The sequence below is a fragment of the Nostoc spongiaeforme FACHB-130 genome (assembly GCF_014698475.1).
GTDB classification, from domain to species: domain Bacteria; phylum Cyanobacteriota; class Cyanobacteriia; order Cyanobacteriales; family Nostocaceae; genus Nostoc_B; species Nostoc_B spongiaeforme.
Map to the genome: position 1 here is coordinate 93,645 of NZ_JACJTB010000015.1, position 26,079 is coordinate 119,723.

Genomic DNA, 26,079 nt, shown 5'->3' on the forward strand with positions numbered 1-26,079 from the left:
TAATTTTTAAAAGTCTATTGTGAAAGATTAGAGACAAACTATACCACTATTAGTAATGTCTAACATCAACATCAGATTGAGTTTCAACTGCCTTCATTTCCAAGGTATGAGGACTATTAAATGACAATTGTGCATTAGTTTGTTGGCAAGCCTCCATAGGTACTTAAAAGATTAGGAGTAGTTGAGATAGCTGGGTTAGTTATCTTACCTGTGCAATTTTTTATACAGCTAAAATTTGAGGAACTTGTGAGGAATATTGAAATCGAAGCGTAGTAAAATGCGATCGCCCGATTGTGGTTCGTCACATCAAGCGATCGCATTTGTTTTATTTCTAACTTTCAACCTAATTGTCAGAGTTTGGCGCGAACTACCGGATAAGGGAACAGTCGCTTAAATCCTTCCTGACGTTCAGCTACTGTTTCCGGGGCAACATCCCACAGACTTTCGTAATAGAAAAAGGCTACACCTAAACCCCGTTCTTGAGCAGCACGTACTTGGGACTTAATTTGTTGCATTGGGACTGGGTTATTGCGTAACCCGGCCATAATTCCGATGCCGGTGGGAATTTTTTGTTGTGCTTCTTGGATTTCGCCACGTCCGATATTGGCAACAAAACTCTGGAAATCAGGACGATAAACTTGCACAATTAGCTCATCTACAATATTTTGCCTAATCCAAGCCAGCCAATCTTGCAGGTGGAACTTATAAGCAAAATCATAATAATTTGGTGATACAGAAAAAATGCTATTGGGTTTTCTGGCTTTCACTGCTTGGTTCAGTCTCACCATGAAAGCTGTAATTTTATCTGCCCGCCATTTTACCCAAGCTGGGTCATTAGGGTTTGCAGGGGGATTGTTTTTGGTTTCTTGGGTATATAAAGCTACTGTATATTTGTCATAACCAAATTCATGGGGCAAACTCATGTGGTCGTCAAACTGAATACCATCGGCATCATATTGGGTGACGACTTCTAACACCAAGTTGGTGATGAACTGTTGCACTTGGGGATGGAAAGGGTTCAACCAGACAACTTCACCCGCCGCGCTGATAGAAGTTTCACTACCATTGCGCTTTTGCGTTAACCACTCTGGATGATTTAATGCTAACTCCGATGTTGGCGGAGCCATGAACCCAAACTCGAACCAGGGTATAACTAACAAACCTTGACGATGGGCGTGATTAATTAAGTCTGCGAGGATATCTTGCCCCTCTAAACCACGGGTAATAAAAGGCTGAATACCTGCACTTTGGGCGGTTGCGCTGGGATACATCGCATAGCCAGAGTTCCACACCACAGGATAGATAGTATTGAAATTGAGGCGTTGTAGGTGTTTTACAGCTTTCTGCACCTTGGCGCGATCGCGTAGAACATTAAAATCATTGTTGGTCATCCATACACCGCGAATTTCTTGGCGTGGTAGTTGAGCGATCGCAGGTTTTAGCCCATCTACTACCAATACTGCCACGAAAGAAACTAACATCAGCACAGGCACTAGCCGTTTTAGCTTGCGCCCCAAACCTGGGAAAGTCAAGAGTTTCATCGGGTTGAATGATTTGTCACCTACCCACTCATGCCATCGCCTATTTTTGTGATGGAATTTATTAGCCATATAGCCTTGAAGTATTGATGTTTACTAGAGGAATGGTTAATTGGTAGTTGTTCATTCAATGCTGCACATCGAACTTCTGCACCGGAGAAACTCAAATAGAATTCATACCGTCAATTCAAGATGACGTAACCAGTATCCATTAGTGTCCAATATACATTGCGTCTAACAGGTAGTTTACCAAGTCTTTATTTTACATGGCATTGCTGGAATCCTTACCAAAATTTACTGATACTATAATGTATTATTAATAACTTAAAATAATAAAAATAGGCAGCCATACTGCGTTTAATTACAATTGACGACAGCAATAATACTCAGATTCATCTTGAATTAGAAAATTGCTGTGATGACTTTTAATCAGCTGGTACGCAATGACCAATGACTATGGATGGACTTTACAGGTGGTTATGTAATATGAGATGTGTTTTAGCTGAGTCCGAAATTTATCATCCCTCAATATGTCCATCAAAGCAACTGTATTCCACCTAGGACTGTTGTTAATCAGCTAATTCTGTGACAATGATTAACAATAAGCCAGAATACTTAATCTCAGTTACTCATGCGCCAGAGTTCTCAAAACAGCCTTTTAACAAGCAAACCGCAGCCATTTAATTGGTTATATGCCTTGTGGAAATTTTCTCGTCCACACACAATTATCGGCACCAGTCTGAGTGTTTTGGGTTTATATGTAATTGCCATTGCCATTAATCATCGAATTGACTTCCTATTGCCAATTTCCAATTCTCTTTTGCCAGTTTTAGGTGCATGGATAGCTTGCTTGTGTGGCAATGTTTACATTGTCGGCTTAAATCAGCTAGAAGATGTAGAGATAGATAAAATTAATAAGCCGCATTTACCACTAGCATCTGGGGAATTTTCTCGACTTATAGGACAATTTATAGTCATAACTACGGGGATTTTAGCTTTAGTAATTGCCTGGTTAAATGGCCCCTTTTTGTTTGGGATGGTAGCGTTAAGCTTGGCAATTGGTACAGCTTATTCTTTACCACCAATTCGCTTGAAACAGTTTCCATTTTGGGCAGCATTGTGCATTTTTTCGGTACGGGGAACAATTGTGAATTTGGGTTTATTTTTGCATTTTAATTGGGTACTGCAAAGCAAAGAATTAATTCCGCCAGCCGTGTGGGTACTGACGATATTTATCTTGGTGTTTACCTTTGCGATCGCCATTTTTAAAGACATCCCTGATATCGAAGGCGATCGCTTGTACAATATCTCTACTTTTACAATTCAACTCGGCACACAATCTGTATTTAACTTGGCACTTTGGGTACTCACTCTCTGCTACTTGGGTATGATGTTGGCAGGTGTATTGCGGCTAGAGGCAGTAAACTCAGCCTTTTTGGTGATTACCCATTTATTATTGCTGTGTGGGATGTGGTTTCGCAGTTTAACGGTAGACTTACAAGATAAACGAGCGATCGCCCGATTCTATCAATTCATTTGGAAACTCTTCTTCCTAGAATATTTAATATTCCCCATCTCTTGTTTGTTGGCTTAACACAATGCTAGAAACCACTCCAGTAATTGATATTCTTGCCATCTTAGTAGTGATTGCTAGTGTTTTCCTACTGATTTATTTTGCTGGGAAAACCTTAATCACCTCCAACTATTTTCAAAAAGGCATCAATTTTTATCAGCAAGAAGACTATGCAGGCGCAGAAGCAGAGTTTCGCAAAGTGATTGCTATCAACTCTACTAATGATGTAGTGCGTCTATTTTTAGGAGATGTTGTATATCAGCAAGATAGAATTGCCGAAGCCACAGAATTATTCCAAGAAGTCATTCGTCGCAGTCCCAAAAACCCTGAAGCTTATTTGCGTCTAGCCAATGTGTTAATGCAGCAAAATCAACCAGAAGCAGCTAAAACTAATCTGCAAACAGCACAAGATTTATTTAAAAAACGTCAACCCGAAAAAGCCCAGAAAGTTGCTCAGTTATTGGCAAAAATCAACGCCAAATCAACTTGAAATTGATTAAATTTTAAATTGAGTCTCTATGGTACAAACACCAAAGAAAACATTGACCTTAGAAGAGTTTCTGAAACTACCAGAAACTCATACTGTTTCACTTTAAGTTTGATACAAATAGACCGCAGAGGGCAGGGAGCAGGGGGCAAGGGGAAAGAATAAAAAAACCATGAATTTGTATCATTTTTTTCGTGAAATGGTATCAGCACAGCTAAATTTGTGCAATAACTGAAATTCCATCTGCGTCCATCGGCGGTTAATTTTATCCAAACGATATCAAATTACGACACCAGTACCGACAGCAACACAGTAAAGCGCCGCATGACGTTTGCCATCAATACCCAACATCTTATTGAGGCTGAGGTCATGGAAACCACCGACGCAAAGACTACCCAGACCCAATTGCACAGCCATCAGACAAATATTTTCTGCTTGATGACCAGCTTCTAAAAGTGCAAAACGGTAGCCCCGCGCACCATATTTGCAGAGCGATCGCATAAAAATAGACGTGAATATCACCAAAGCATTTGCATTCACAATGTAATCTTGGTGCAGAAAAGGTTCCACAAAATCATTAGGTACTGCATTATTCACCGGATGTAAGCCATGACCACGCGGTTCATAGTGATAGAGTCCATCAGCTAAATTTTCCACCCCTTGCGTTGAGACAAAAACTTCCAACGGATAAAGCCCTCCCGCCGATGGTGAGTTTCGCGCTTCATAGATGTAACCCTCTGTGTGACGCAACCCATTTAACCCACATCCCGCATCCAGCAATTGAGCTAATTTAATCAATGGCATAGTTGTATTAGCAAACGATCGCACAGAAGACCGCCTCTCTAAAAGCTGGCTTAAAGAGTTGTCATGTGGTGCTTTGGGCAGTTCCAAAAAAGGAGCCTCCGGCATATACCGCATTTCCGTAGCGGGAACGCGCTTGACATAACTTTTCGGTACTGGGGAGTTCAAATGATAGAGAAGAGCTAATTCCAGTGGCTCGTTGACTGTATACATAGTGATTTAAAAGATGAGTAATGAATATTTACTAGGATTGACGCAAGAACTCTCTCAAACTCTTTTTCCCCCTGCTCCCTGCTCCCTGCCCCCGACCTATTTAAGCCATAGGATGGGGACAAGGATTTAAATCAGCCTCGCTGCGTCGCCCACCATAACCTAACCTTTGTGGCACTTCAAATAACCGCCGATTTCCCAATGGTTCTAACCCATAACCAAAATATATCGGGACTAATTCACTTGCCAAAGTCCGCACGACTCGAAAACCAAGCGGTGCCACATCAGGAGTTGTAATATCAACTAAATAAGGTTCAGCACCCACAGAATGCAATCTTGTAATCACAGTCCGCAATTTTTCTGCCTCTGTGGTAGATGTATAAGTTGGTAAATCTTCAACGGCTATGTAACTATCATGCTCAAATAAAAATTCCAACTCACCTAGGCGAGTGGTTGTGTAAAAAAAGGCGCTGTGATCATCTAATTGTTGTACATCTTGATATTGATGGAGATGAGAACCAGCACCGTTAGCTTTGCGTTCTATGTCACCGAAACGGGCTTGGCAAACTTCAAAAATTGCCTTACGCAGCGCCGTTGAACCATCCAGATGACATCCTAAACCAGTGGCGACAGCCGGAGTTCTGCCGGAACGGTCAATTAACATAGCTATTACCACTGGGATGTTAATATCAGTGGTCAAATAAAAGGTAACTAACTCAATTCCAAATCTGGCGTAGTGACGTAAAATTTCTGTTTCAATTCCGGGACGATGGGCAAAATAAATCCTGGGCGCAGGTAAGCGGTTTAACCAATTAATAATGAAAGCATCACGCTCAATCAATTCACACAAGCCACTGTAAGCCGCAAACTCAAGATTTGGGCCACTAGCCAAACCATTGGAAGTCACAGGTAAAATGTAATCTCCTGGTTGATAGCTATCCCAGTCAAAATAAACCATGAATGCTGGGACTAACATCGGTTGGTTACTGGTGAGAGATATGGCAGTTATCCACGAAGTCTGCGTTTTTTCATCAAAAGTAGGAAAAGGAAAATTTGCGTCAGAGTACTGGGTGTCAGAAAATGAGAAAAAACTTGGTGGCGGGACGGCGGGATAAGTTAAATCTGCGTAGCTACTAATTATGAGTTGGCGATAATTAACAATACTGCCACAATATCTCTCTACAGCTTCTCCAACTGCCCCAAAAATTGCTTGTTCATCTGTCATTCCTCTGCCGACACCGTAGCGTAAATCATCTGGCTGTTTACGCAACTGAAAATTAGCTAATTCGGCTTGCCAGAGAACAGGAAAATCAAACTCTGTATAAGGCTTGGTAAATCTATCGATGGCGCGGATAATACCTGTATGGGGACTAACTAAATCACGCCAACGTGGACTAGCGATCGCACTATTCACTGATTCTCTCCTGTTGTGAACAATGGGGGCAACCAGGTTTTTTCAGCACAACATTGTGAGTGAGTTTTGTCCCCAATAAGTCTATATGTACTAATTTGCCATCTGTAGCGATGGGTAAACCGAGAAACATTTTAATGGTATCCAAAGCTAGGTAACTTCCCACTAACATCTGGGCGATGGGTAAAGTTTCTTGCAACCTTGGTTGAGAACGCCGTTCTCGGTCAAGAAATTGCTCAATGGCTAATTCCGCCTCTGGTAGTTTGGCGCAAGCTATCGACCGCATCCGATAGCAAAGATAACAAGGGCCATCCGCAGCATAGACTAACGGCCCAAAAGTGCCTTCCACACCAGCCGCGCCGCCTGGTAATAATGGGCGTTGCATCTGCCAGCATAATCTGTTCAAACGATAAGCAAGATTGACAGAGACTGCATCGGTGGCGACAATCACCAAGTCTACATCTTCCAGCAAAGCATTAACAGTGCCATCGTCTGTGAAATTATCGGTCACAATTTCAGTTTCGGTGATTTCTGCGATCGCGGCAATTTGTCTTGCAGTTTCCACACCCCGCAAAGCACCAATTTGATTAAATACTGAGTCTGACATCATCATCACATCAGATGTCCGTGTGCAGACATCATCACATAATCTCAAAAAACCAATCCCCGCACTAGCCAAGTTGAGTGCCGCTATCATCCCTGAACCACCAAGTCCAAAAACAGCAATTCGCGCTTTTGCTAACTGTTTTTGGGCATCTTTTTGCTGAAATCCCAACTCATGATAAAGACTAATTTGAGGCAATAAATCAGCCCGGATATTTAAATCAGCAGTATCTTCTAATAATTCTTCAACTAAACGATTTTCCATCAAAAACTGTAAACATTGATTGATTGAAGCATCTGTTAATTTCTCTCCAATTTCTAGCCGAATTTCTCCGATTGTTCGAGAGCCATCTAGTAAAGGTAATACTATACTTTCCATATCACGCAGTGCTTGACCCTTTACGGTTAGTGTGCGCCGTGTTGTATGAAAAATCATTGTTTCTTCACCACTACAACCTGATGGCATCACATGGACAACAATATGTTCTAATAAACGCAGACGTTGATTATCATTTAATTGCATAGGCTTTATTTGATTATTTCAAGCTCTCAAAAATAATCTCAAAACTGTTTGTTAGTATTTCTCAGGTAATTTTTTTGCTGTTGTAGCAATCCTATTTGATTGGTAAAAATTATTTGTTTTCACATAATCTGATTTTAGATACCCGACTTCTGAAAAAAGTCGAGTATGTAAAATCTATATATCTCCAAATAATTTAGTATCCAAATCCAAGCTCATCTATGTCGTCTGGAACACATGAAATTGAGCCAGCTTCACTAACTCTACATCCACAGCCACGACATCCACAGCCACGACATCCGCAGCCACGACATCCGCAGCCACGACATCCGCAGCCACCACATCCAACACATCCTAAACAGCCACGACAGCCACCACATCCACCACATCCACCGCAATTAGCAAACCATCTTTGTTGAGTTTCAGAGTCTAACATTCCTGGCATTGCTAATTTTTCTAAAGCTGCTATTTCCTCATCAGACAACAAAAGTTGTTCTAATTTATCAGCTTTATCTTCCAAACGCATATCTATTGTTTGTTGGGTCAGTGTTTTTTCTGCAAGCATTGTCAATTACTCCTTGTAACTTCAATTCATGAGCCTGTTAGCAAATCTGCATTCAAGTCGCCGAAAAAATTTGCTGATGTTTATCCATCAACAAGTTTGATAAAATTAGAGATATAGGAATAAGCAAATGTGAAGGATGAGCCGATAATCAGACAGTAGTTGATGCTTAACTATATGGGACGATAAAGACATAGTTAAACAAAAACATTCAGATTTCCACTAATCCACAACAGGCCAAATCACTTTGTCATCAGTGATGGGAATTTCCATAAAGGATTAATCTTCCCGAAAACCTTGTCTTTGATAAATCTTTTGTGATTGTTAGCGACAGTTTGTCCTGTCTTGATCATCTAACTTCTCTAACATTATCTTTTTCTAGATTTTTTTATTCTTGCTGGAGTAGTATACTTTTGACTCGTGGTGTTTAGATTTTTCTATCTTAAGTAAGATGGTTTTGAGTTGAAATAGCATCTAATATAACTGCCGACATTGAGTAGAAAAAAGCAGGAGTTAAAAGGCCGGAGGCAGGAGCTTTTTAGTTTAGTTAAATTTTTGTAATATAGTTTTTTCTCCTCGATTTACTTATTTAGATGAGTTTGTATATATAGTGGTAGTCAAATAAGTTAGGGCATTTTGAAAGCTTGAATACCACAAATAATCAAACTTTTACCTCCTGCCTCCTGCCTTAAAATATCAATAATTAGGTTTAATTGATGAGCGATTTCAGAGTTTGGTTTGCAGACTACGCTAAAGCTTTATTTCGTTCTCTACCTTTGTTATGGCAAGCAGCACCAAGAGAAATGATTTTCTTAAGTGCTGTGACTTTATTACAAGGTGTTCTGCCAGCTATTAGTGTTTGGATTACTAAGTTAGTAATAGATACTGTAGCACTAGCCTTAACATCTGGTAGAGAATTAGGGTATGCAGTTCTGATACCTTTGGTATTAGGATGGGTGGGAGCTTTGCTATTAGAAACAATGCTTTATCCTTGGATATTGGCACTTCAAGGAAATCTTAATGATAAATTAACAGCGCATATCAGCTTATTATTAATGCGTAAAGCAGATAATTTTGCAGATTTGAGCCGTTTTGAAGATTCTTTATTTTATGATGAACTACAACTATTGCAACAACAAGTCGGTTATAAACCGTTAGGTTTACTAGAGAATTTAGTGGAGTTAAGTCGCTCTTTTGTGACTTTGATAGTAATAGTTGGGTTGCTAGTTCCCTTGGCTTTTTGGATACCATTAGTAATTGCGATCGCCACTGTACCCCAAATTGTCGTTTCTTCTCAATATGGCAAAGCAATTTGGCTGACTTTATTTGAAAATAGTCCGCAAGCGCGGCGGATGGAATATTACACTTCACTCATGCTCACTGATAGCTACGCAAAAGAAATCAGGTTGTTTCAACTAAGTTCATTTTTTATCGAGCGTTACTTACAAGCGTTTCAATCTTTACATCAAACCATGCGTCATCTGCGTGGTAAACAAGCATTTTGGTCATCAACTTTAGCTATTCTGAGTACTCTAGGTAATGGTTTTGCTTTTTATTGGGTGGTACAGCAAGCCTTTCGTGGTAAATTCAGTCCCGGTAGCGTACTTTTATTTGTGCAATCATTAACTTACTTTCAAAATAATCTCGAAAGATTTGTCGCTAATTGGGTAGAGCTATTTGAAAATATTCTTTATATGCAGCAGTTTTTCAATTTTCTCGACAGTCCCCTCCCAATGCAAATCAGTATTCCTGGAGAAAAAGTACCACTTCCCATTCGTTCTGGTATTACTTTTGAGAAAGTTGACTTTTACTACCCAGATAATCGATTAGCTCTACAAAATATTTCTTTTACTATTTATCCTGGACAAACTGTTGCCATAGTCGGCGAAAATGGCGCAGGTAAAACGACTTTAGTGAAACTTTTAACTAGGCTGTATGACCCAACACAAGGTTATATTTTAGTGGATGGTATAGACCTGAGAAATTTAAATTTACAACAGTGGCGACAGCAAATTGCTGGTGTTTTTCAAGACTTTGGTCATTACGCCCTGACGCTGGGAGAAAATATCGCGTTAGGGAATTTAGCGGCTTTAGAAAGTCCAGATATTCTCAGGTATGCAATCGAAAAAGCTGATATTACCACACTTGTTGATCATTTTCCTACAAGAGAAGATACACCATTAGGTAAACAATTTGGTGGTACAGAACTTTCTGGTGGCCAGTGGCAAAAGTTAGCTTTAGCGCGTGCTTTTGTACGCCGAGAAGCACAGATATTACTATTAGATGAACCAACGGCTGCACTTGACCCCCGTAGTGAATATGACCTCTACCGGCGCTTTATTGAATTAGCCGAGGGTAAAACAACAATTTTAATTACTCACAGACTGGCTTCAGTACGGATGGCTGACCGAATTTTAGTCATGAAAGCTGGTCATTTAATTGAAGATGGAACTCATCAAGAACTTTTACAGCTTGGTGGTGAATATACAACTTTGTGGAATATGCAGGCACAACATTATGGTATTTCTGATTGAAGAATTCAGAAGTCAGAATTTAGGAGTCAGAATCAGGGTATGAGGTCAAAAAGCATTCATCAAATTGACGCTAATTCAGAAATTTTGTAACATTATCTACCAAGTAGAATTTCTGCAAAAAAACATACACAAAAAATACCATTTCTTACTGCTAACCAAAGATAAATAAAATATATTAGCAGGCTTCCAGGACTTTACACAATAACTAACAAGACAGTTAAAAAACTTATCACAATCTAAATTTTTATCATTAACCTTTTGATAGATTAGGGCTGCTCTAGAAAAGCTATATATTAAGACAGAGCTAACATAGAATTTATTATTGCTCTTCATGCTGTATCAGTAAATTGCATCTAAAAAGACCGAAAATTATCAAACAGAATGCAGGAGTCAGTAGCCAGAATTCAGAATTTACCTGAGTGCGACTGGCGATGAAGAAACGGGTATAAGATACCCATCAAATTTCTAATTTGCTGGTCTTAAATCAGTAGCGAGTATTCTTCTCATACTGATTACATTCTGACTACTGACTTCTGGCTTCTGAATTCTTCAATTACTTTATTTTTAGTAACCTGATAATTCATGACATCCCCTGAGCCTCAAATTGATTTTGACAAAGAACTTACAGAATCATCATCTCCAGCACCTCAAAAAAACTGGCGATGGTGGCGATTATTGTTAGCTTTAATACTAATAGTAGGGGGTGGAGTTGCGATCGCTTGGCGTTTACTTACTCCTGTACAGCCAACAAAACCCATTCATGCTCAAACACCAGGGGTAAGAGCCAAAATAGCACCTGTACAATTAGGTACAATTGAAGAAAGTGCAGACTATATTGCCACTTTAGAGTCCCGACGTTCTATCAACCTCCTACCGAGAATTCCTGGCCAAGTTACCCAGATATTTGTCAAGCCAGGAGACACAGTTGCCATAGGTACACCTATTATTCAGATAGATTATAAAGCCCAACAACCAAGCAACCTGGGCAATAATGGTGCAACTCAAGCAACCGCCGCCCTACTAGAAAGCGCCCGCGCCACACTCCGCGCTTTGGAAGTAGAACGCATATCAAAGTTAGGTGAAGTCCAGTCAAATCAATTAGATTACGCAAAATCTGCCAACTTAGCAGACCAAGGTGCAATATCACGCCAAGCCAAGGATTTAGCTGCTAATCGGTTGGCAACAGCAAAAGCTAATCTAGATGCCGTCAATTCTCGCATTCAAGCCCAAAAAACTAGTATCCTGCAAGCTGAAACTGCCCTCCAGCAAGCCAATACCAATAACAGACAACCACCAGCCCAACTTCAATATGACAAAATTACGGCTCCCTTCGCTGGCACGGTGGGCGATATCTCGGTAAAAGTTGGTGATTTTGTCACAACTTCTTCACGGCTGATGACTGTGGCCGAAACTCGACCTTTAGAAGTTGCCTTAACTTTACCACTAGAGCGCGGCCCTAAATTACGTAAGGGAATGCCTGTGGAAATTCTCAGTACCCAAGGGCAAGTTTTGGGTACAAGTCGAGTGTTTTTAATTGTTCCCAACGTTAACACTGAACAACCATCGATATTAATTAAAGCATTGTTCAACAATACCCAAGGGCAATTAAGGGCAGGTCAATTAGTCCGCACAAGATTAATTTGGAGTCAGCGTTCTGGAGTTTTAATTCCAACTACAGCAGTAACTCGCGTGGCGGGTGAAACTTTTGTTTATGTCGCTCAACAGCAAACAACTCCCCAGGGCGTTTCTCAGTTAGTGGCGCAACAAAAGCGAGTTAAGTTAGGCAATATCAAAAATAACTATTACCAAGTTTTAGCCGGGTTACAGCCAGAAGATAAAATTATTATCTCTGGACTGCTAAACATTCGGGATGGTGTGTCTATCGTGCCTGAGTCTTAGTGCTGAGTGCTGAGTGAAAAAAACAAATATACTCAATAGGTAAATTTAACCTGAGTGCGTTAGGTTAAGAGCAACTCATCACTAGTCAAGCAGGATTTATTTATGGCAGCTTTAACCGGGAAAGTTGCAATTGTCACTGGTGCATCGCGGGGAATTGGTCGAGCGATCGCTTTAACATTATCGCAAAAGGGTGCATCTATCGTAGTTAATTATGCGGGGAATGCAGCTAAAGCCCAAGAAGTTGTGGCAGAAATCGAAAAACTAGGAGTGTCAGCAATTGCTATCCAAGCTGATGTAGGTAATGTGGCTGATATTGAACAGCTATTTCAAAAAACCATCGCCCATTTTGGCAAAATCGATATTTTAGTGAATAATGCTGGCACAATTATTTACAAACCAGCTACAGAAATTACAGAAGCAGAGTTTGATAAACTTTTTGCTGTCAATGTCAAAGGAACTTTTTTCGCCTGTCAACAAGCTGCAAAGCATATAGCCATAGGCGGTAGAATTATTAACTTTTCTTCCTCTACCACAGCTATGATGTTGCCAACTTACAGTGCTTATGCGGCAACAAAAGGCGCAGTGGAACAAATAACGCGGGTATTAGCTAAAGAGTTAGGTGCTAAGGAAATTACGGTGAATGTTGTTTCTCCTGGCCCGACAGATACAGAACTATTCCGCGACGGTAAAACCCCAGAACAAATTAATCGTTTAGCTCAAATGTCGGCTTTTAACAAACTGGGTGATGTCCAAGAAATTGCCGACGTGGTAGCTTTTTTAGCCAGTGAAGAAGCACGTTGGATAACTGGGCAGAACATTCGCGTTAATGGTGGGGTTGTTTGAGGTTTTTATTTGTCAAATATCTGCTTCTTAGTTTTATAGTTATTCAGTTTCAGGCTTGAAATTATCTGTGCGGGTAGGGAGTCGAAAAAATTACTTTTTAAGTCTACTGTTTTTTAGAAATCAAACGTTCGTCTTATATAATCTTCCTGGAACGGCAGACAAAACAAGTAAAGAAAAATGGGCGAAAAAAAATTGTATAAAACGTTTTCTATTATACAAAATTAGCTCCTCAAACTGATTTATAGCTTGTTTTTTTGCTAGTAATTCTCAGTTAACCAATAATTCCTGAATAGTGAAATCATCTAGTTTCATTTGTGGAATTAATGGGAAATTGGCAATTATCAAGCATTTTGCTTTGGGGAAAACCCAAACTCAAAAACCTATTTTCTGACAGGTATTCTCAAACTATGGATTTATCCAACATTAATACTCTGCATAACTTAGAAGCAGCCTTCGGTGGTGAGTCGATGGCTAACCGCAAATATTTATTTTTTGCGAAAGTTGCTAGTAAATTAGGATTTTCGGATTTAGCAAAACTGTTTCGTGAAACCGCAGAACAAGAAACCGAACATGCTTTTGCTCATTTTGAGTTACTGCATCCAGAATTGGTGGTGAAAGACCCAGCCGCTTTAACTGATGAACAAAAAAAACAAATTGTTTCGCGTTGCTTGTCTTTAGCGATTGAAGGCGAGACTTACGAATACACTACAATGTATCCCGAATTTGCTGAAGCTGCAAAAAGCGATCGCGACAACCCAGCCGCCGCAGAATTTCTCAAACAAGCACAAGAATCTGGCGAACATGCTAATACATTTCGAGAAGCTGCACACCGTTTTGGACTGCTCAAGTTTATCGAAAATTACCACGCCGATCGCTACACTGAAGCATTAGAAGTCCTCAATGGTGGACAAGCCGTGACCAGAGTCGCTGGCGATGACCCCCAAACTCGCAAATGGATTTGTCGTCAATGCAGTATGATTTATGACCCCGTAGCTGGCGACCCCGATTCAGGTATTGCTCCCGGTACACCTTTTGAAGATATTCCTGATGATTGGAAATGTCCCATTTGTGGTGCTACCAAAAAGACTTTTAAACCTCTAGAAGAAAAAGTTGCGGCTTAATGGCAGGCTTCGGGGCAGGGAGCAGGGAGCGGAGGGGAAAGATTGATTCTCTCCCTTGCACCCTGACCCCTGCGGCCTCAACGTGCTTTCTTAAATCTTTAACAGCTTATCCCTAAACCTTTATACCCTTCCCCACAAAACCTTTTGTCTGCGGTGCTTAATCCAGAATTACAGTAAGAATACTCATTAACGCTATTTTTCAATCAAATCAAAATAATTGTCATATTTTTGATGATCACACCCTTCAACCATTGAGCGATCCCTAAATGTTTGGCAACAAGTATTATCATCTTCTATCGTTATTTTTGGATTTATGTCTGCGGGACGATGCGAGTTTTCTTCTACTAGTTTCAAGTTGGTGTTAATTACTTCCTGGGTATTGGTAAATTTTGCTAATTCGAGACGCAATTTATCTAGTTGCTCATCTTCAGGTGTTACCAAAATATTCATTGGTGAAGTACCTCTGTTATCTGTTATCAAATTTTACTGTGTTTTGCTATAAATAACTTTTTGAGTAATTATAAAAAACATCAGTAAGTTGTTTACAAATCTATTTATTACCTGTCTGGTTTCTATCTCTTGACGAGTCAGTTAATCAATCAAATGGGTCTTCCATCTTACAACAAGATAAAAATACAAATGACTTATGTAAGAAAATGAAAAACTCAGGTTGAAACAGGCGATCAGGTAATAACTCTTTAAGTATACAAAAGTTAGAATAATTACAAATGTATAGATCCATTACACTTATGCTCACAAACAATTTTTGTGCGTAAGTTCTGATTGATTCACTATAAGTAGAGTGTTACACATCTTTCTGCTGTATAAGAGCTGTTGCTTACTTATATTTACAGAGAAAATTGTGAAAATCCGCTGAAGTCAATTGTTACAAAGCATCACCCATCTTAAAATTAGGAGGAGGGAGTTTTACAGCCCATTGAACATAGATGAATGCTGACGATTTTTTTAACCAAGGTTTTAACAAAAATTTGCAAGGAAACTTTCAAGGTGCGATCGCAGATTATACAGAAGCGATTCAGTTAAAACCTGACTTTGCAGAGGCTTACTATAATCGCGGGAATATTTTGTATACCTCACTCCGAGATTATGATGCAGCACTGGCAGATTTTAACAAGGCAATTCAAATAAATCCTCATTTTGCTGAAGCCTATCATAATCGCGGCAACACTCGTTATTCTCTAGCAGATTATGAAGGAGCGATCGCTGATTACGAGTGGGCATTAGCGATCAATCCCAACTTAGCAGAATCCCATCACGGTCGGGGTAATGTTTATTGTGCGTTGGGTGATTATGATCATGCGATCGCAGATTATCACCAAGCGATTGAAATTAACCCAGCATTAGCAACATATATAGATTTTGATATAGCGCGAGCTTTTCATTATCGGGGTATCGCTCGCAGTGAAAATGGTGATTACCAAGGCGCATTAGCAGATTTTCAGCAAGCCTTACAGTGGTATCCCCAGTATGCTGCCGTTTACAGCAGTCGCGGCAATATTTTCCATATTTTAGAAGAATATGAGCAAGCCCTTGCCGATCATGAACGGGCTTTACAGTTAGATCCGCATTTGGTGGAAGCTTATCATTACCGGGGTAATACCTGTTATGTGTTAGGAGATTATGCAGCCGCAATTGCTGATTATAATCGCGCCTTACAAATTAACCCCAATTTTGCCCCAGCCTACTACAATCGCGGAGTTGTCCGTTCTTACCTAAAAGATTATCCATCTGCAATTTCTGACTTTAACCAAGCTCTGCAATTAAATCCTGAAGATGTGCAAGCATACTACGAGCGGGGATTAGTCAAAGCAACTTTGGGCGATTTTCCAGGTGCGATCGCTGATTATGAACAAGCTTTAGATAGAAACCCGACTTTGGCTTTAGTCTATGGTTTTCTGGCTCATGCGCGTTGTCAGTTGGGTGACTACCAAGGTGCGATCGCCGATAGCAATCGTGTCTTGCAAATTCACCCAGAATATGCACAAGGATACTGCGATCGCGCTACGGCTCGTCGTTGTTTGGGTGATTACCAAGGGGCAATTTTAGATTACAACCGCGCCTTACAACTCAATCCCAACTTAGCCACAGCATACTATGGCCGTGGTTTAGCCCGTGAAGCACTACAAGATTATTTAGCTGCGGTGGAAGAATACACCCAAGCAATTAGAATTGAGCCTGATTTTGCTCCAGCTTATTGCAATCGCGGTAATGCTTTGCGGTTTTTAGAAGCTGAACAAAGAGCGTTAGCCGATTACAATCAAGCCATCAAAATTAACCCCAGTTTAGTAGAAGCTTATTACAATCGGGGTTCTTTGCGCTATGCCTTGCAAGACTATCACGGTGCAATTGCTGATTACACCACAGCTTTGCAAATCAACCCCAACACCGCAGCATTTTACAGCGATCGCGCCAGTGTTTACTATGCCCTGCAAAATTATCACAGTGCGATCGCTGATTATAATCAAGCCATTGCCCTTGACCCTAGTTTTGCTGAAGACTGGTATCATCGCGGGCGTAGCCGTTTGCTGTTGGGAGACTTGCAAGGAGCATTAGCAGACTTAAACCAAGCCTTGCAACGTCAACCCCATTGGGCTTCTGCTTATATGTTACGCGCCGATGTCTACCGCCAACTCGAAGATTTTCCCGGTGCGATCGCTGATTTTCAACAATCTGCCAACATCTATTATCAAGAAGGCAAAATTGAATATTATCAACAAATGCTGAGTGCGATCGCTCAACTCCAGTCTCAAGTCTGAAAGCTCCATTCAGGTAGTTTTTACATAAAAACTATGGTGTTTTAGCATAATAGCTTGACATGAATTTCTTAGCTGTCATGATTAATTAACATATAGTTTTGTTGTTTTGGGAAAGGCGGATAGCAAATATCAATCAAGCATCCGCCATTTATTTTTTGTGCAGTTTGAAGTAGAAATACTCATCCAATCTTGGATTTTGCGAAAAGTTGAGCCAGTGCGTTGGACGGGTTTCCCGGCTTGAAGCAACTGGCGTTGCGTGGGCGGGTTCCCCGACTTGAGCAAACTTTTCAAGACGGATTGGGAATTGCAGTCTAATTTTATCGCCGGCTTTGGACGCAGATTACCTTGTATTATTTCCTGTAATCACGATTAAGTATTTTCCCTGTTGCACCAAGTTGTTATCCCCAAATAGTATTTACCACATTGTTTTTCATCATCTAAATTATTGTGAAATCAATTCTACAAAGTTACTTGGAACAAGAAATTTGGCTATTAATACGAGATAAGTGGTATTTCGCAACAATTATCAATGTTTGTGATGATTTGTTATGCTTTAAACACAGAACGCATAACAAAGATACAGAAGAAGATACTTTGTGGGAAATGGTTGTCAAAACCAGTGAAGTAGTAGCTATTGATAAAGTTATCTCTGTTATGAGTAGAAAACCAGATGTGTTTATGTCTCGTCTGTTAGAAACTAATAGACAAAATGATAATCAGCAACAAGATTAAAGAATTCAGGAGTCAGAATGCAATCAATGGGGAAAAATAACTGCCACAGTTAATTACTTATTCTTCCTGACCAAAAGTCACACATGGGCTATCAATTTCTTCCGCAGGTTGAAAAGAACTGCAAAAAGTCACAATAGCACAATTAACTGCCAATTCATCGGGGTGAATACACTCTATTCCTGACTCATTTTTGACATGAAAAGCACAGTCATTACAGATAGTTTGACAAGAGATAGAATTGCTATTATTTCTTAAATTTTCTATAGCTTGAAATATCGATTGAATTTGTGGTGTTGAAAATGCTTGATGAGTAGAAGTAAAAAATTCTGAGAGGTTGGCTAATTCTTGGTGTTCATATACACTAGCTTGTAAAACCATTTCTAATTGATCAATCTGTCGCACAAATTGAGACTCAGGTGTATTACCTCGCTCATATTCTTCCCATACATCAATCCAGTCTGAACAATTAGGAAGTTTATCCAGTATTTGGGACAGCGCATTTCTCTCTATTTGATATTTTGCTTGTTGATCAACTCCATCCCTGGGAGTCAAATCACCAGCATAAACTTCTCCTAAGTCGTGGATTAAAGCCATCTGCATAATTTTAGTTTTATCCACCTTCAGAGAATAAAAATCGACTATCAATAATGCTAATAAAGCAACAGCAAAAGAGTGTTCAGCAACGCTTTCACAACGCTGAGGGTCAATGCCTTGTTGTAACCAACCTTGACGATATAATTGCTTGAGATGATTAAATTCAAAATAAGCTTGGATAATTGGCAAAGTATTTTTGCCTGCTAACAACGTAATTGGTAAAGCAGCTTTTGTTTCCATCTAAAATTTACAAGGCTGGGCTTGATATGTTTCCTACCTATAGCAATCCTAAATGATTGATAAACATCTCTCTACCTTGTCTCCCTTGTCTACCTTATCTCTTTTATTCACATCTCACATAGGACTGCTATAGCAGTAGCAATTATGGCAAATTGTCAACTAATATACGCTAAATTACTTCACAATATTGGTAGTCGTTTGGTTGAGCAGTTTGGTTATGAGTCAAAATGAAAACAACGAGCAATCTAGTAGCCATGAATTGTCCTCACATTCTGGTGCGAGATACTGGGGTAACGTGGAGGTAATCGAAGAAGGGGATAATTATAGAATTAGTCGCGTTGAGATTAAACCCAGGCATGGTATTAAACCACAAATCCATTACCATCGTAATGAACATTGGGTGGTAGTTTCTGGGGTAGCTAAGGTAACTTGTGGCGATACGGAAACGTTGCTGAACCGCAATGAATCAACTTATGTTCCAGCCGCAACCTTACACAAAGTAGAAAATCCCGGTTTAATTCCCTTGGTAATTTTGGAAATTCAAAACGGTGAGTATTTAGGCGAGGATGATATCGAACGTCCTTATGACCTCAACTTAATTAAGCCAACATCAGAAAATAAGTGAAGTTTATCAATGGTCAATTGTCAAGAGTTAATGGTCAAAAATTACTTTTGACTTTTGACCTTTGACTTGATCAAAACCATCCTTCTTGTTCTAAAGTTTCGATTAGCTGTAAGCCACGGGGGTCACCTACGCCGAGTAGTGAGGCTTTAGCATCTTCTCGCACACCTAAATCTTTATCTTCGGCAAAGGCTTGAATTAAGGCATCAATGGCTGTGGCGTAAACAATATTAGAGGGTAGTTCTTTGCATAACTGTCCAATTGCCCAGGCGCTATTACTGCGAACTGCGGAAATTGGATCTTGGACTAAGGCTTCAATCAAGGCGGGAATTGCCCCTATGACGGCTTCGTAACCCACTCCTGCCATTTGGGCTAAAGCACTCGCTGACCACAAACGCATTGCGGAAATATCTGTTCTTAAAGCATCAGCGAGGGGTGCGAGACAACGGCGATCGCGGCAATTACCCAACGCCCAAACTACACCTTTACGTACATAACCGTTCCAATCTTGGTTGAGTTGGGCAATTAATGGTTCTACTGCTTCTTTACTGGGATTGCGACCAATACCATAGGCGGCACTCACTCGCACCAAGGGACAGGAATCTTTTAACAGGGCAATGAGTAGAGGGGTAGCCCTTTCATCTTCAATATCACAAAAAGCACGCGCCGCCAACATTCTCTGCTGGGGTTGAGAATTTTCCAAAAGTGCTAACATCACTTCTGGATCGGGCTTTGCCACTTCTGACTCGGCAGTGAGTGGCTCCATTTTATCGAGAGGGCTTTCTAGCTCTACGTCGGGATCGAGTAGGCTTAGGTCATCGTCGTCATACATACGTCATTTAAGTGCCGAGTGGGATTTACAGATAACCCCCCGTGCCAATAATTCAGCGCCTGATAGGTATTTGCTAGATTATTGTACACTTTATGTTCGGCATGATTTAGATTTGTTTGGAAAAAAGAGACTAGAGTCTAGAGGTTAGGGACTAGTACCGCTACGCGGAAGTCAAAAGTCAAAAGTTAAAAGTCAAAAAGCTCGTATCATAAGCTAACTGTCCCAAGTGTTTCAGAATTTTTAGGACGGTAAATAAATTGTTGCGGTAAGCTATTAAGCACTTAGTTTGCAGTTTAGACCGCAGGGGAGCAGAGGGGCAGAGGGGCAGAGGAGAGAGTTTAAGTCATTTATGTACAATTTCAATAGTGCAGCTTAAATGCTGATTAGCTTACTGCGATCGCAAAACTGCTACTCATGGCTGTCACCAACGAAATAACCTGACAGTTCTTTCAGCATCCACAAAGATTGAGTTTGATAACCCAGTTGATGGTAGAGGTTTAAAGCAGGTTGATTAGATTCAAAGACTTGTAAACCGATTTGTTTATCGCCTCGTTGAATTGCCCAGTTTTCGACATACTGCATTAAAGCTTTACCAATACCTCTGCGCCGATGTTCTGGGACGACGTAAAGCAAAAAAATATGAGCATGGCGATCGCCACTGACTTGATCTATGGCATTTCCCACCCAAACACAAGCAACGGGGCAGGGGGCAGGGGGCAAGGGGGATGAGGGAGACGAGGGGGCAGAAGTCTTGTATGTTTCTCTCCTCTGCTCCCTGCTCCTTATCTCCCCTGCCTCTTCGGTATCAACCCACCATAAGGGCGTATCTTTAGACAAATACTGCTCCACTGTGCGGGCGAGGTGGGAAAAATATTGCTGGGGAAATCGCTCCTGGTAAGTGCGTTGCATGAACTTGACGAGGAGCGATCGCTCTAATGTTGAACCGCGACGAATTAAATACCCTGGTAGTAATTGCTCAGACACTTTATTTGCTAAAGGTGAATAAATCCACAGCCGTAGCTGGCAAAATTACCCCAGTTTCTTCAATAGGTGCGGGTGCTGCCATATCAGCCGGCAAAAATATCCGGGCGCTGACTGCTACTAGGGCAACGATAAATACTAAAAGTACCAGTAGTGGGGCGATGTATTGACGAATTATAGCCATATTTAGTAAGTCAAAAGTTAAAAGTTAAAAGTCAAAAGAAAGAAACTGAGTGCTGAGTGCTGAGTGCTGAGTGCTGAGTTGAAGCATTTTCCCCTGCCTCCTGCCCCCTGCCTCTCTTCTTTAACCTTAACGCCGATCGCGTTCTAAATCATCCATAACTCGCTCGCAATACCAACTTTCTGGCATACCGGGATAATTTTGCTTGGCTTGCTCGATTAAGCGTTCGGCTGTGGCGGTATCACCGTCTAACTTGGCAATCAGCCTGTTTTTGAGTTGGTTGTCGGTGATGCGATCGTTAATCTCTGTTGCGGACATATTTTCCGGCACAATGCTGGATTGCTCTCGGCGTAACTGCCAAAATAAAACGTAATACAGTGTACCGAAAATTAAAATTAGGCTGAGTGTACCAAAAAAAGTAAAGAGATTAAAAGTCAAGAATCCCAGTACTAGCTGTGACAGGACATAGCCAAGTAACAAGCCTGTAAGTAAAAGAATAAATGTACCAATAACAACAATTACTTGGCTTCCCATACATCCTCATCTTCTTCCTCTAGTCCTGGTCTAGATATTACCACTGGCTTTTGATTCCAGGGAGCAACAAACGGTAAAAGTAACAATCCTGGCAAGGCTGCTACTAGGGTTAACAAGAAAAACACAGGCCAGCCTGTGGCTTTTGCCCAATCGCCTGCCGGTGCTGAAAGAACATCTCTACTAATCGCCATTAAGCTAGAAAATAATGCAAATTGAGTGGTTGTAAAACGGTGATTGCAGAGGTTCATTAAAAATGCCACTGTAGCAACTGTTACTAATCCAGCACTAAAATTTTCGATATTTACTGCCAAGATTAATAACGAGTAATTTTTGCCGGCAACAGCTAAAGCATAATAACCCAAGTTACTCAATAATTGCAGTATGCCAAATATCCATAAACCGCGATTAATATGAATTTTGCTTAAGATTACCCCACCAGCTAATACGCCGACAGTTGTGGCGAGAAAGCCAATTCCGGCTTGAATTGCGCCAATTTCAGTTTTAGTAAAGTTGATTTCTCGCAAAAATAAATTAGCTGTGATACCGACTAAAGAATCGCCCAGTTTATAAAGGATGATAAATATCAGAATTACACCCGCTTGAGTTAAGCCAAAGCGATGAAAAAATTCTTTAAAAGGCAGAAAAATTGCTTGTTGTAAGTTTTGGGGGGCTTGATTTTCTTGAGCTTCGCCCAGTAACTCATCAGGCAATAATAAAGATGAAACTATCCAAGCGACAATCAAACCTGCTAATAGCCAATAAAATACAGGCAAAGCAATATAGCCAATAAAAACGCCTCCCAGTAAGCCAGCTACCAAGACTGTGATCAATAGGACAAATATCACATCCTTGACAGATACAGGCGCGTTTTCTCGCTGATTACTTACCTGTGGTTCTCTGGGGGCTGATAAGCTGACAAAGATACTCCCAGCCATTAAAGCAGCCATCAGTAAGTAAACACTGTTCCAAGGTAAACGATCGGCTAAAACTAAAGCTAAGGAACTAGTGACAAACAAAGCCACACGATAGCCGAGTACCCACACCGATGCACCCGCTTCTGCTTCCAGGGGGTTTAAGATATCGGTACGATAAGCATCGCCGGCAATGTCTTGGGTGGCACTTAAAAAGGTGATAATTAAACAGTTGATTGCCAAAATTTGCAATACTTGGTCACTTTGGGAAGGTTGTTGTAAGGCGAGAGTGGCGATCGCAATTGCTAAACCAACTTGAGTCACAATCAACCAACCCCGTCTCGCTCCTAAAAATGGCGGTACAAACCTATCTAACAACGGCGACCACAAAAATTTGAGAGAATAAGGCAACGCCAACAAACCAAATAAAGTAATTTTGCCGATATCAACCTTGGCATCTTGCATCCACAATTGCAATGTTCTACTAGTTAAGAACAAAGGCAATCCCGATGCAAAACCCAGCAACAACAAAGCCCCCATTTTGCGACTTTGGACGGCTTGGCGTAGTGCTTGGATTTCTTTCATCGTTTCGATATTCCTTACTCACAGGAGCGAATTGCAGTTATCTTGCCATAGTTACTGCATAGTTTCATAACTTGACAAAAATTAACTTGGTTCTTCCCAATCTTCAAGCTTTAATCCACTGATTCGACTAAATTCTCGCGTGTTGTGCGTGACTAATATTAGATTCTTTGCTATTGCGCCAGCCGCAATTTGTAAATCATAAGGGCCGATTGGTGTACCTATAACTGCTAAATCAGCGCGGATTTTACCTGCTATTTTTGCTGTTTGTGAGTCCAATTCAATAATATTAAATTGGCTATGAAATCTTTGTAATATTTCTAAATTTTTCTCAGTTTGTGAGCTACGATAAGCTCCATAATAAAGTTCCAATTGAGTGATAGCAGAAATAAATATATCCTCTGGTTGCTGACTTGCCAGACGATTCACGACACCAGGATGACTATTATTGATTAGGCGAATACAGACATTTGTATCAAGTAAATAAGTCAAAATATCTGCTCCCTCGTTTCATATTCTCCCTGTTCTGGTCTTTCTAGGGCTTCTCCCACCCAACCACCAATTACTTCTTCAAAAAATCCCGGCATCCAGCCGCGTTTTTGTGGTGTAATTTCTTGAATTGTTACTGTTACTTCAATTTCTGCATTTGTCATTTCTACGGGAATATCAAGATGTAAAATACCATCTGCGCCTACACGAGAACGGATATTAATACTTTGCATAACTATTTGTCCTCTAAATTTTGTCTAACTTTCTTTGATCGGATAAATTTGATGTCCTCTAATTTCGACTCCATGATCAGCCAGACATTTTAACCAACCTTCACGGGTACCAATATCGCTTTTTTGCTTGAGTAAACCTAATTCTTGTTCTTGTTGGGTGAGTTTAGCAAATTCTTCGTATTGGGGATAATTAGGTGTAACAAAGGTTTCTTTCCGATGCAGAACAGGTGGATTTGCCCGATTTGCATAATCTCGATGAGTAACGTACAAAGTTTTTAAGTCAATGGTGATGCTGGCTTTTAAGGCTGGATGGGGGTCTGTGTCGAAGTCTGGATAAAATAAGTAGGATATTTGCGGTTGCTCAAGGTTATATTTGATCAGCGTCGCATCATCAACACGCCCAATGGTGCGGCTGGCGCAACCTTCGTAAATGCGGAGTAAGGGGTCGAGGGCGGCGAGGGCGGAAACATGAACGTAAAGTGCGCCGCGTGTATGTTTGCCGATTTTGCTTTTTTCACAGGCTGTTTGGACTACTTTTGGTCTACCCAAACTAAATAATTTTTGGTCAGCAACTTCGCAAGCTTCCTCATAACTACCAAAAAAGGCTTTGATGTCGTGGCGCATTTCTGGCGCTAGTTGGGAAAATCTAGGGCGTTTATCAAAGTGTGTGAGAGCAAGGTAAACTTGAATATCTAAAGAACGACGATAGGCGATCGCATCCCATTCTGCTTCATCGGTGGCTTGCAACACAACCCCAAAGGCGCGGCGAAAGTTACCAAATTCTGTTAATAGTTCTTGTTCGTTTGCTAATTCACCCTTGACAGGTAATCTCCCGCGTTTGGTGAAAAACTCCATGAGTGGTTGCAGTGTTTCCTGATAATCTTCAAACCGCTTGCTAGGGATGCGGACTCGCGGTGTATAAGTGCGCGAAAAGAAGCGAATAGCTTTGAAGCTTTCTTTTTCGGCTTCGTCACGGAAGACAAAGTAAACCCCAAGCGCAACGGGAACTGCATCGACGTTTAAGACTTGATCAATATATTTTTTGAGTTCTTCTTGCTCGTAATATTTTTGAAAGGTGTTGCGGCTAGTCACAATGCCGTCATTGTAAGCGAGTTGGGCTTTACTGGGAGCGTTAATTAAGACTTGTGCAGCGACAATTAAAACTTTGCGGGTGAGTTCCCAGGCTTTAATCAGGCTTTGGTTGCGTTCTGCTAAATCTTCGATGACGTTGACAACGTAACCCAAGTTAACCACATCAGCAGGCGTAATTTGCTGATTCGGGTAGTAGTACGGGTCCCAACCTGCGCTAGTATAACCGAGGTTGCCGACGCGCTGCACATCGCCACCATGACCACAACCGTAGTCAAAAAAACTGGTGTCCTGATTGATGATTGACCATTCTATGGCTAATCTTACAGGACGAGAGATTTCTGTGCGAGCGATCGCAGCTCGATGACGCTCAATTTCTAAGTAGCTCTCCGGCATAATATTCAGTTAACAGTTATCAGTTAACAGTTAACTAATATCCTTTCAATCTTTTATTGCCAGTTCAATCAAATCTTCAATTTTCTTGATATTTGGGTCGCCAGCTAAATAACCAATCCCCCGATGTAAATGCAACCGGAATTGGGTAGCTAAGGTTTCTTTATCAGTCCCTAAACCGTCATTATGACAGCGTTGCTTCAGGGCGAGTAAAAAAATATCAGACATTTCCCCACCAAAAACCCGCCAAGCCATTTCCACATTACTATCTTGAGGAATGGGTACAGGCGATGGTAGCGCAGGTTCAGCCAGAGAACGACACAACGCCCAACGACACAGAATATTCCATTGGTCAATTTTGGTGTTGCGTTTGAGTTTTTGTAGTTGGTCTTTGGCTGTTTGGGAAAGTTTAATTCTTTCGATTGGTGCTTCCATATCTTTGTTAATAATGATTTTTACACTTCAGTAATAACAAAATCTTCATTAATAGCCGCAATTTCTAGACAAACTTATACAAATTGCTCAACCCCATTGTCTCAAAGCTATGTTCTACCAAAAATATTGATTTTCTATCACTGTGGTTTGGCGGGTAGATGAGTCGTATTTGAGGAGATATTCACGGGCGATCGCCCCCAATACCCAATCAACGCAAACAAAAGCGCCCCCCATTAGGAGAGCGCCTTTGATTAATTAGTTATTGCTTACTTCTATCTCAGAAGATTAACCATTGATAGCAGGAGCAGAGATAGCAACAGGAGCAACTTCACCAGCAGCCAAGTCTAAGGGG

Annotated in this window: 27 protein-coding genes and 1 pseudogene; 11 read left to right on the plus strand and 17 right to left on the minus strand. The window is 40.8% G+C overall.

Going from position 1 to position 26,079, the window contains the following annotated elements; translation table 11 throughout:
* Positions 1–256 precede the first annotated feature (256 nt).
* Positions 257–394, plus strand: a complete 138-nt coding sequence (locus H6G74_RS30940; protein WP_206756987.1) for a hypothetical protein — start codon at positions 257–259, stop codon at positions 392–394.
* Here the strand turns inward: H6G74_RS30940 and H6G74_RS13775 are convergent.
* Entirely contained in the window at positions 351–1,610 is a 1,260-nt protein-coding gene (locus H6G74_RS13775) for a glycoside hydrolase family 10 protein (RefSeq protein ID WP_190968203.1), read from the minus strand. The genes H6G74_RS30940 and H6G74_RS13775 overlap by 44 nt on opposite strands.
* A gap of 559 nt (positions 1,611–2,169) precedes the next feature.
* Here H6G74_RS13775 and H6G74_RS13780 point away from each other — a divergent pair.
* Complete coding sequence (locus H6G74_RS13780; RefSeq protein WP_190968204.1) at positions 2,170–3,132, plus strand: homogentisate phytyltransferase; 963 nt, start codon at positions 2,170–2,172, stop codon at positions 3,130–3,132.
* Between the two features lie 4 nt (positions 3,133–3,136).
* Positions 3,137–3,601: a tetratricopeptide repeat protein gene (locus H6G74_RS13785; RefSeq protein WP_190968205.1), complete on the plus strand. Its 465-nt coding sequence runs from the start codon at positions 3,137–3,139 to the stop codon at positions 3,599–3,601.
* 276 nt (positions 3,602–3,877) lie between these two features.
* Here the strand turns inward: H6G74_RS13785 and H6G74_RS13790 are convergent, their stop codons facing one another.
* The 4 genes from H6G74_RS13790 to H6G74_RS13805 form a co-directional block, all read right to left on the minus strand.
* Positions 3,878–4,612: a SagB/ThcOx family dehydrogenase gene (locus tag H6G74_RS13790; RefSeq protein WP_190968206.1), complete on the minus strand. Its 735-nt coding sequence runs from the start codon at positions 4,610–4,612 to the stop codon at positions 3,878–3,880.
* 100 nt (positions 4,613–4,712) lie between these two features.
* Positions 4,713–6,023 (minus strand): YcaO-like family protein, encoded by a 1,311-nt coding sequence (locus tag H6G74_RS13795; protein ID WP_190968207.1) that lies wholly within the window; start codon positions 6,021–6,023, stop codon positions 4,713–4,715.
* Complete coding sequence (locus H6G74_RS13800; protein ID WP_190968208.1) at positions 6,016–7,146, minus strand: TOMM precursor leader peptide-binding protein; 1,131 nt, start codon at positions 7,144–7,146, stop codon at positions 6,016–6,018. Before H6G74_RS13800 ends, H6G74_RS13795 begins: the two co-directional genes overlap by 8 nt.
* Positions 7,147–7,339: 193 nt before the next feature.
* Entirely contained in the window at positions 7,340–7,708 is a 369-nt protein-coding gene (locus H6G74_RS13805) for a hypothetical protein (protein ID WP_190968209.1), read from the minus strand.
* A 713-nt stretch (positions 7,709–8,421) separates the two neighbouring features.
* Between H6G74_RS13805 and H6G74_RS13810 the strand changes: the two genes are divergently transcribed.
* The 4 genes from H6G74_RS13810 (at position 8,422) to H6G74_RS13825 (ending at position 14,102) form a co-directional block, all read left to right on the plus strand.
* Complete coding sequence (locus tag H6G74_RS13810; RefSeq protein WP_190968210.1) at positions 8,422–10,239, plus strand: ABC transporter ATP-binding protein; 1,818 nt, start codon at positions 8,422–8,424, stop codon at positions 10,237–10,239.
* A gap of 582 nt (positions 10,240–10,821) precedes the next feature.
* A complete protein-coding gene (locus H6G74_RS13815; protein WP_190968211.1) occupies positions 10,822–12,138 on the plus strand; it encodes an efflux RND transporter periplasmic adaptor subunit in 1,317 nt (438 codons plus the stop codon).
* Between the two features lie 102 nt (positions 12,139–12,240).
* On the plus strand, positions 12,241–12,981 hold the full coding sequence (locus H6G74_RS13820; RefSeq protein WP_190968212.1) for an SDR family oxidoreductase: 741 nt from the start codon (positions 12,241–12,243) through the stop codon (positions 12,979–12,981).
* Between the two features lie 407 nt (positions 12,982–13,388).
* The gene (locus H6G74_RS13825; protein ID WP_190968213.1) at positions 13,389–14,102 is read left to right on the plus strand and encodes a rubrerythrin family protein; all 714 of its coding nucleotides are present in this window, start codon (positions 13,389–13,391) and stop codon (positions 14,100–14,102) included.
* A 192-nt stretch (positions 14,103–14,294) separates the two neighbouring features.
* Here the strand turns inward: H6G74_RS13825 and H6G74_RS13830 are convergent, their stop codons facing one another.
* On the minus strand, positions 14,295–14,552 hold the full coding sequence (locus H6G74_RS13830; protein WP_190968214.1) for a hypothetical protein: 258 nt from the start codon (positions 14,550–14,552) through the stop codon (positions 14,295–14,297).
* Positions 14,553–15,049: 497 nt separating this feature from the next.
* Between H6G74_RS13830 and H6G74_RS13835 the strand changes: the two genes are divergently transcribed.
* The 3 genes from H6G74_RS13835 (at position 15,050) to H6G74_RS13840 (ending at position 17,611) form a co-directional block, all read left to right on the plus strand.
* Complete coding sequence (locus H6G74_RS13835) at positions 15,050–16,879, plus strand: tetratricopeptide repeat protein (protein ID WP_190968215.1); 1,830 nt, start codon at positions 15,050–15,052, stop codon at positions 16,877–16,879.
* A 106-nt stretch (positions 16,880–16,985) separates the two neighbouring features.
* Positions 16,986–17,120 carry a hypothetical protein gene (locus tag H6G74_RS31525; RefSeq protein WP_277927153.1) on the plus strand — a complete coding sequence of 45 codons (135 nt, stop codon included), beginning with the start codon at positions 16,986–16,988 and terminating at the stop codon, positions 17,118–17,120.
* 206 nt (positions 17,121–17,326) lie between these two features.
* Entirely contained in the window at positions 17,327–17,611 is a 285-nt protein-coding gene (locus H6G74_RS13840; RefSeq protein WP_062295823.1) for a hypothetical protein, read from the plus strand.
* A 57-nt stretch (positions 17,612–17,668) separates the two neighbouring features.
* Here the strand turns inward: H6G74_RS13840 and H6G74_RS13845 are convergent, their stop codons facing one another.
* On the minus strand, positions 17,669–18,445 hold the full coding sequence (locus H6G74_RS13845; RefSeq protein WP_190968216.1) for an HD domain-containing protein: 777 nt from the start codon (positions 18,443–18,445) through the stop codon (positions 17,669–17,671).
* Positions 18,446–18,662: 217 nt separating this feature from the next.
* Between H6G74_RS13845 and H6G74_RS13850 the strand changes: the two genes are divergently transcribed.
* Positions 18,663–19,070 carry a phosphomannose isomerase type II C-terminal cupin domain gene (locus tag H6G74_RS13850; protein WP_190591296.1) on the plus strand — a complete coding sequence of 136 codons (408 nt, stop codon included), beginning with the start codon at positions 18,663–18,665 and terminating at the stop codon, positions 19,068–19,070.
* A 70-nt stretch (positions 19,071–19,140) separates the two neighbouring features.
* Here the strand turns inward: H6G74_RS13850 and H6G74_RS13855 are convergent, their stop codons facing one another.
* The 10 genes and pseudogenes from H6G74_RS13855 to H6G74_RS13900 all read right to left on the minus strand — a co-directional run.
* Complete coding sequence (locus H6G74_RS13855; RefSeq protein WP_190968217.1) at positions 19,141–19,899, minus strand: HEAT repeat domain-containing protein; 759 nt, start codon at positions 19,897–19,899, stop codon at positions 19,141–19,143.
* A 408-nt stretch (positions 19,900–20,307) separates the two neighbouring features.
* Positions 20,308–20,883: a GNAT family N-acetyltransferase gene (locus H6G74_RS13860; RefSeq protein ID WP_190968218.1), complete on the minus strand. Its 576-nt coding sequence runs from the start codon at positions 20,881–20,883 to the stop codon at positions 20,308–20,310.
* Position 20,884: 1 nt separating this feature from the next.
* Positions 20,885–21,064 (minus strand): hypothetical protein, encoded by a 180-nt coding sequence (locus tag H6G74_RS13865; protein ID WP_190968219.1) that lies wholly within the window; start codon positions 21,062–21,064, stop codon positions 20,885–20,887.
* Positions 21,065–21,190: 126 nt separating this feature from the next.
* Positions 21,191–21,595 carry an ABC transporter permease gene (locus H6G74_RS13870; protein WP_190968220.1) on the minus strand — a complete coding sequence of 135 codons (405 nt, stop codon included), beginning with the start codon at positions 21,593–21,595 and terminating at the stop codon, positions 21,191–21,193.
* Positions 21,580–23,091 (minus strand): AmpG family muropeptide MFS transporter, encoded by a 1,512-nt coding sequence (locus H6G74_RS13875; RefSeq protein ID WP_190968221.1) that lies wholly within the window; start codon positions 23,089–23,091, stop codon positions 21,580–21,582. The genes H6G74_RS13870 and H6G74_RS13875 overlap by 16 nt, the downstream gene beginning before the upstream one ends.
* An 81-nt stretch (positions 23,092–23,172) precedes the next feature.
* The gene (gene vapC / locus H6G74_RS13880) at positions 23,173–23,580 is read right to left on the minus strand and encodes a type II toxin-antitoxin system tRNA(fMet)-specific endonuclease VapC (protein ID WP_190968222.1); all 408 of its coding nucleotides are present in this window, start codon (positions 23,578–23,580) and stop codon (positions 23,173–23,175) included.
* Complete coding sequence (locus H6G74_RS13885) at positions 23,577–23,810, minus strand: hypothetical protein (RefSeq protein WP_190591290.1); 234 nt, start codon at positions 23,808–23,810, stop codon at positions 23,577–23,579. Before H6G74_RS13885 ends, vapC begins: the two co-directional genes overlap by 4 nt.
* 24 nt (positions 23,811–23,834) lie before the next feature.
* Positions 23,835–25,295 carry a DNA phosphorothioation-associated putative methyltransferase gene (locus H6G74_RS13890; protein ID WP_190968223.1) on the minus strand — a complete coding sequence of 487 codons (1,461 nt, stop codon included), beginning with the start codon at positions 25,293–25,295 and terminating at the stop codon, positions 23,835–23,837.
* A 45-nt stretch (positions 25,296–25,340) separates the two neighbouring features.
* Complete coding sequence (dndE, locus tag H6G74_RS13895) at positions 25,341–25,727, minus strand: DNA sulfur modification protein DndE (RefSeq protein WP_190968224.1); 387 nt, start codon at positions 25,725–25,727, stop codon at positions 25,341–25,343.
* Between the two features lie 285 nt (positions 25,728–26,012).
* Positions 26,013–26,079 (minus strand): annotated as a pseudogene (locus tag H6G74_RS13900) (photosystem II protein D1); the annotation flags it as partial.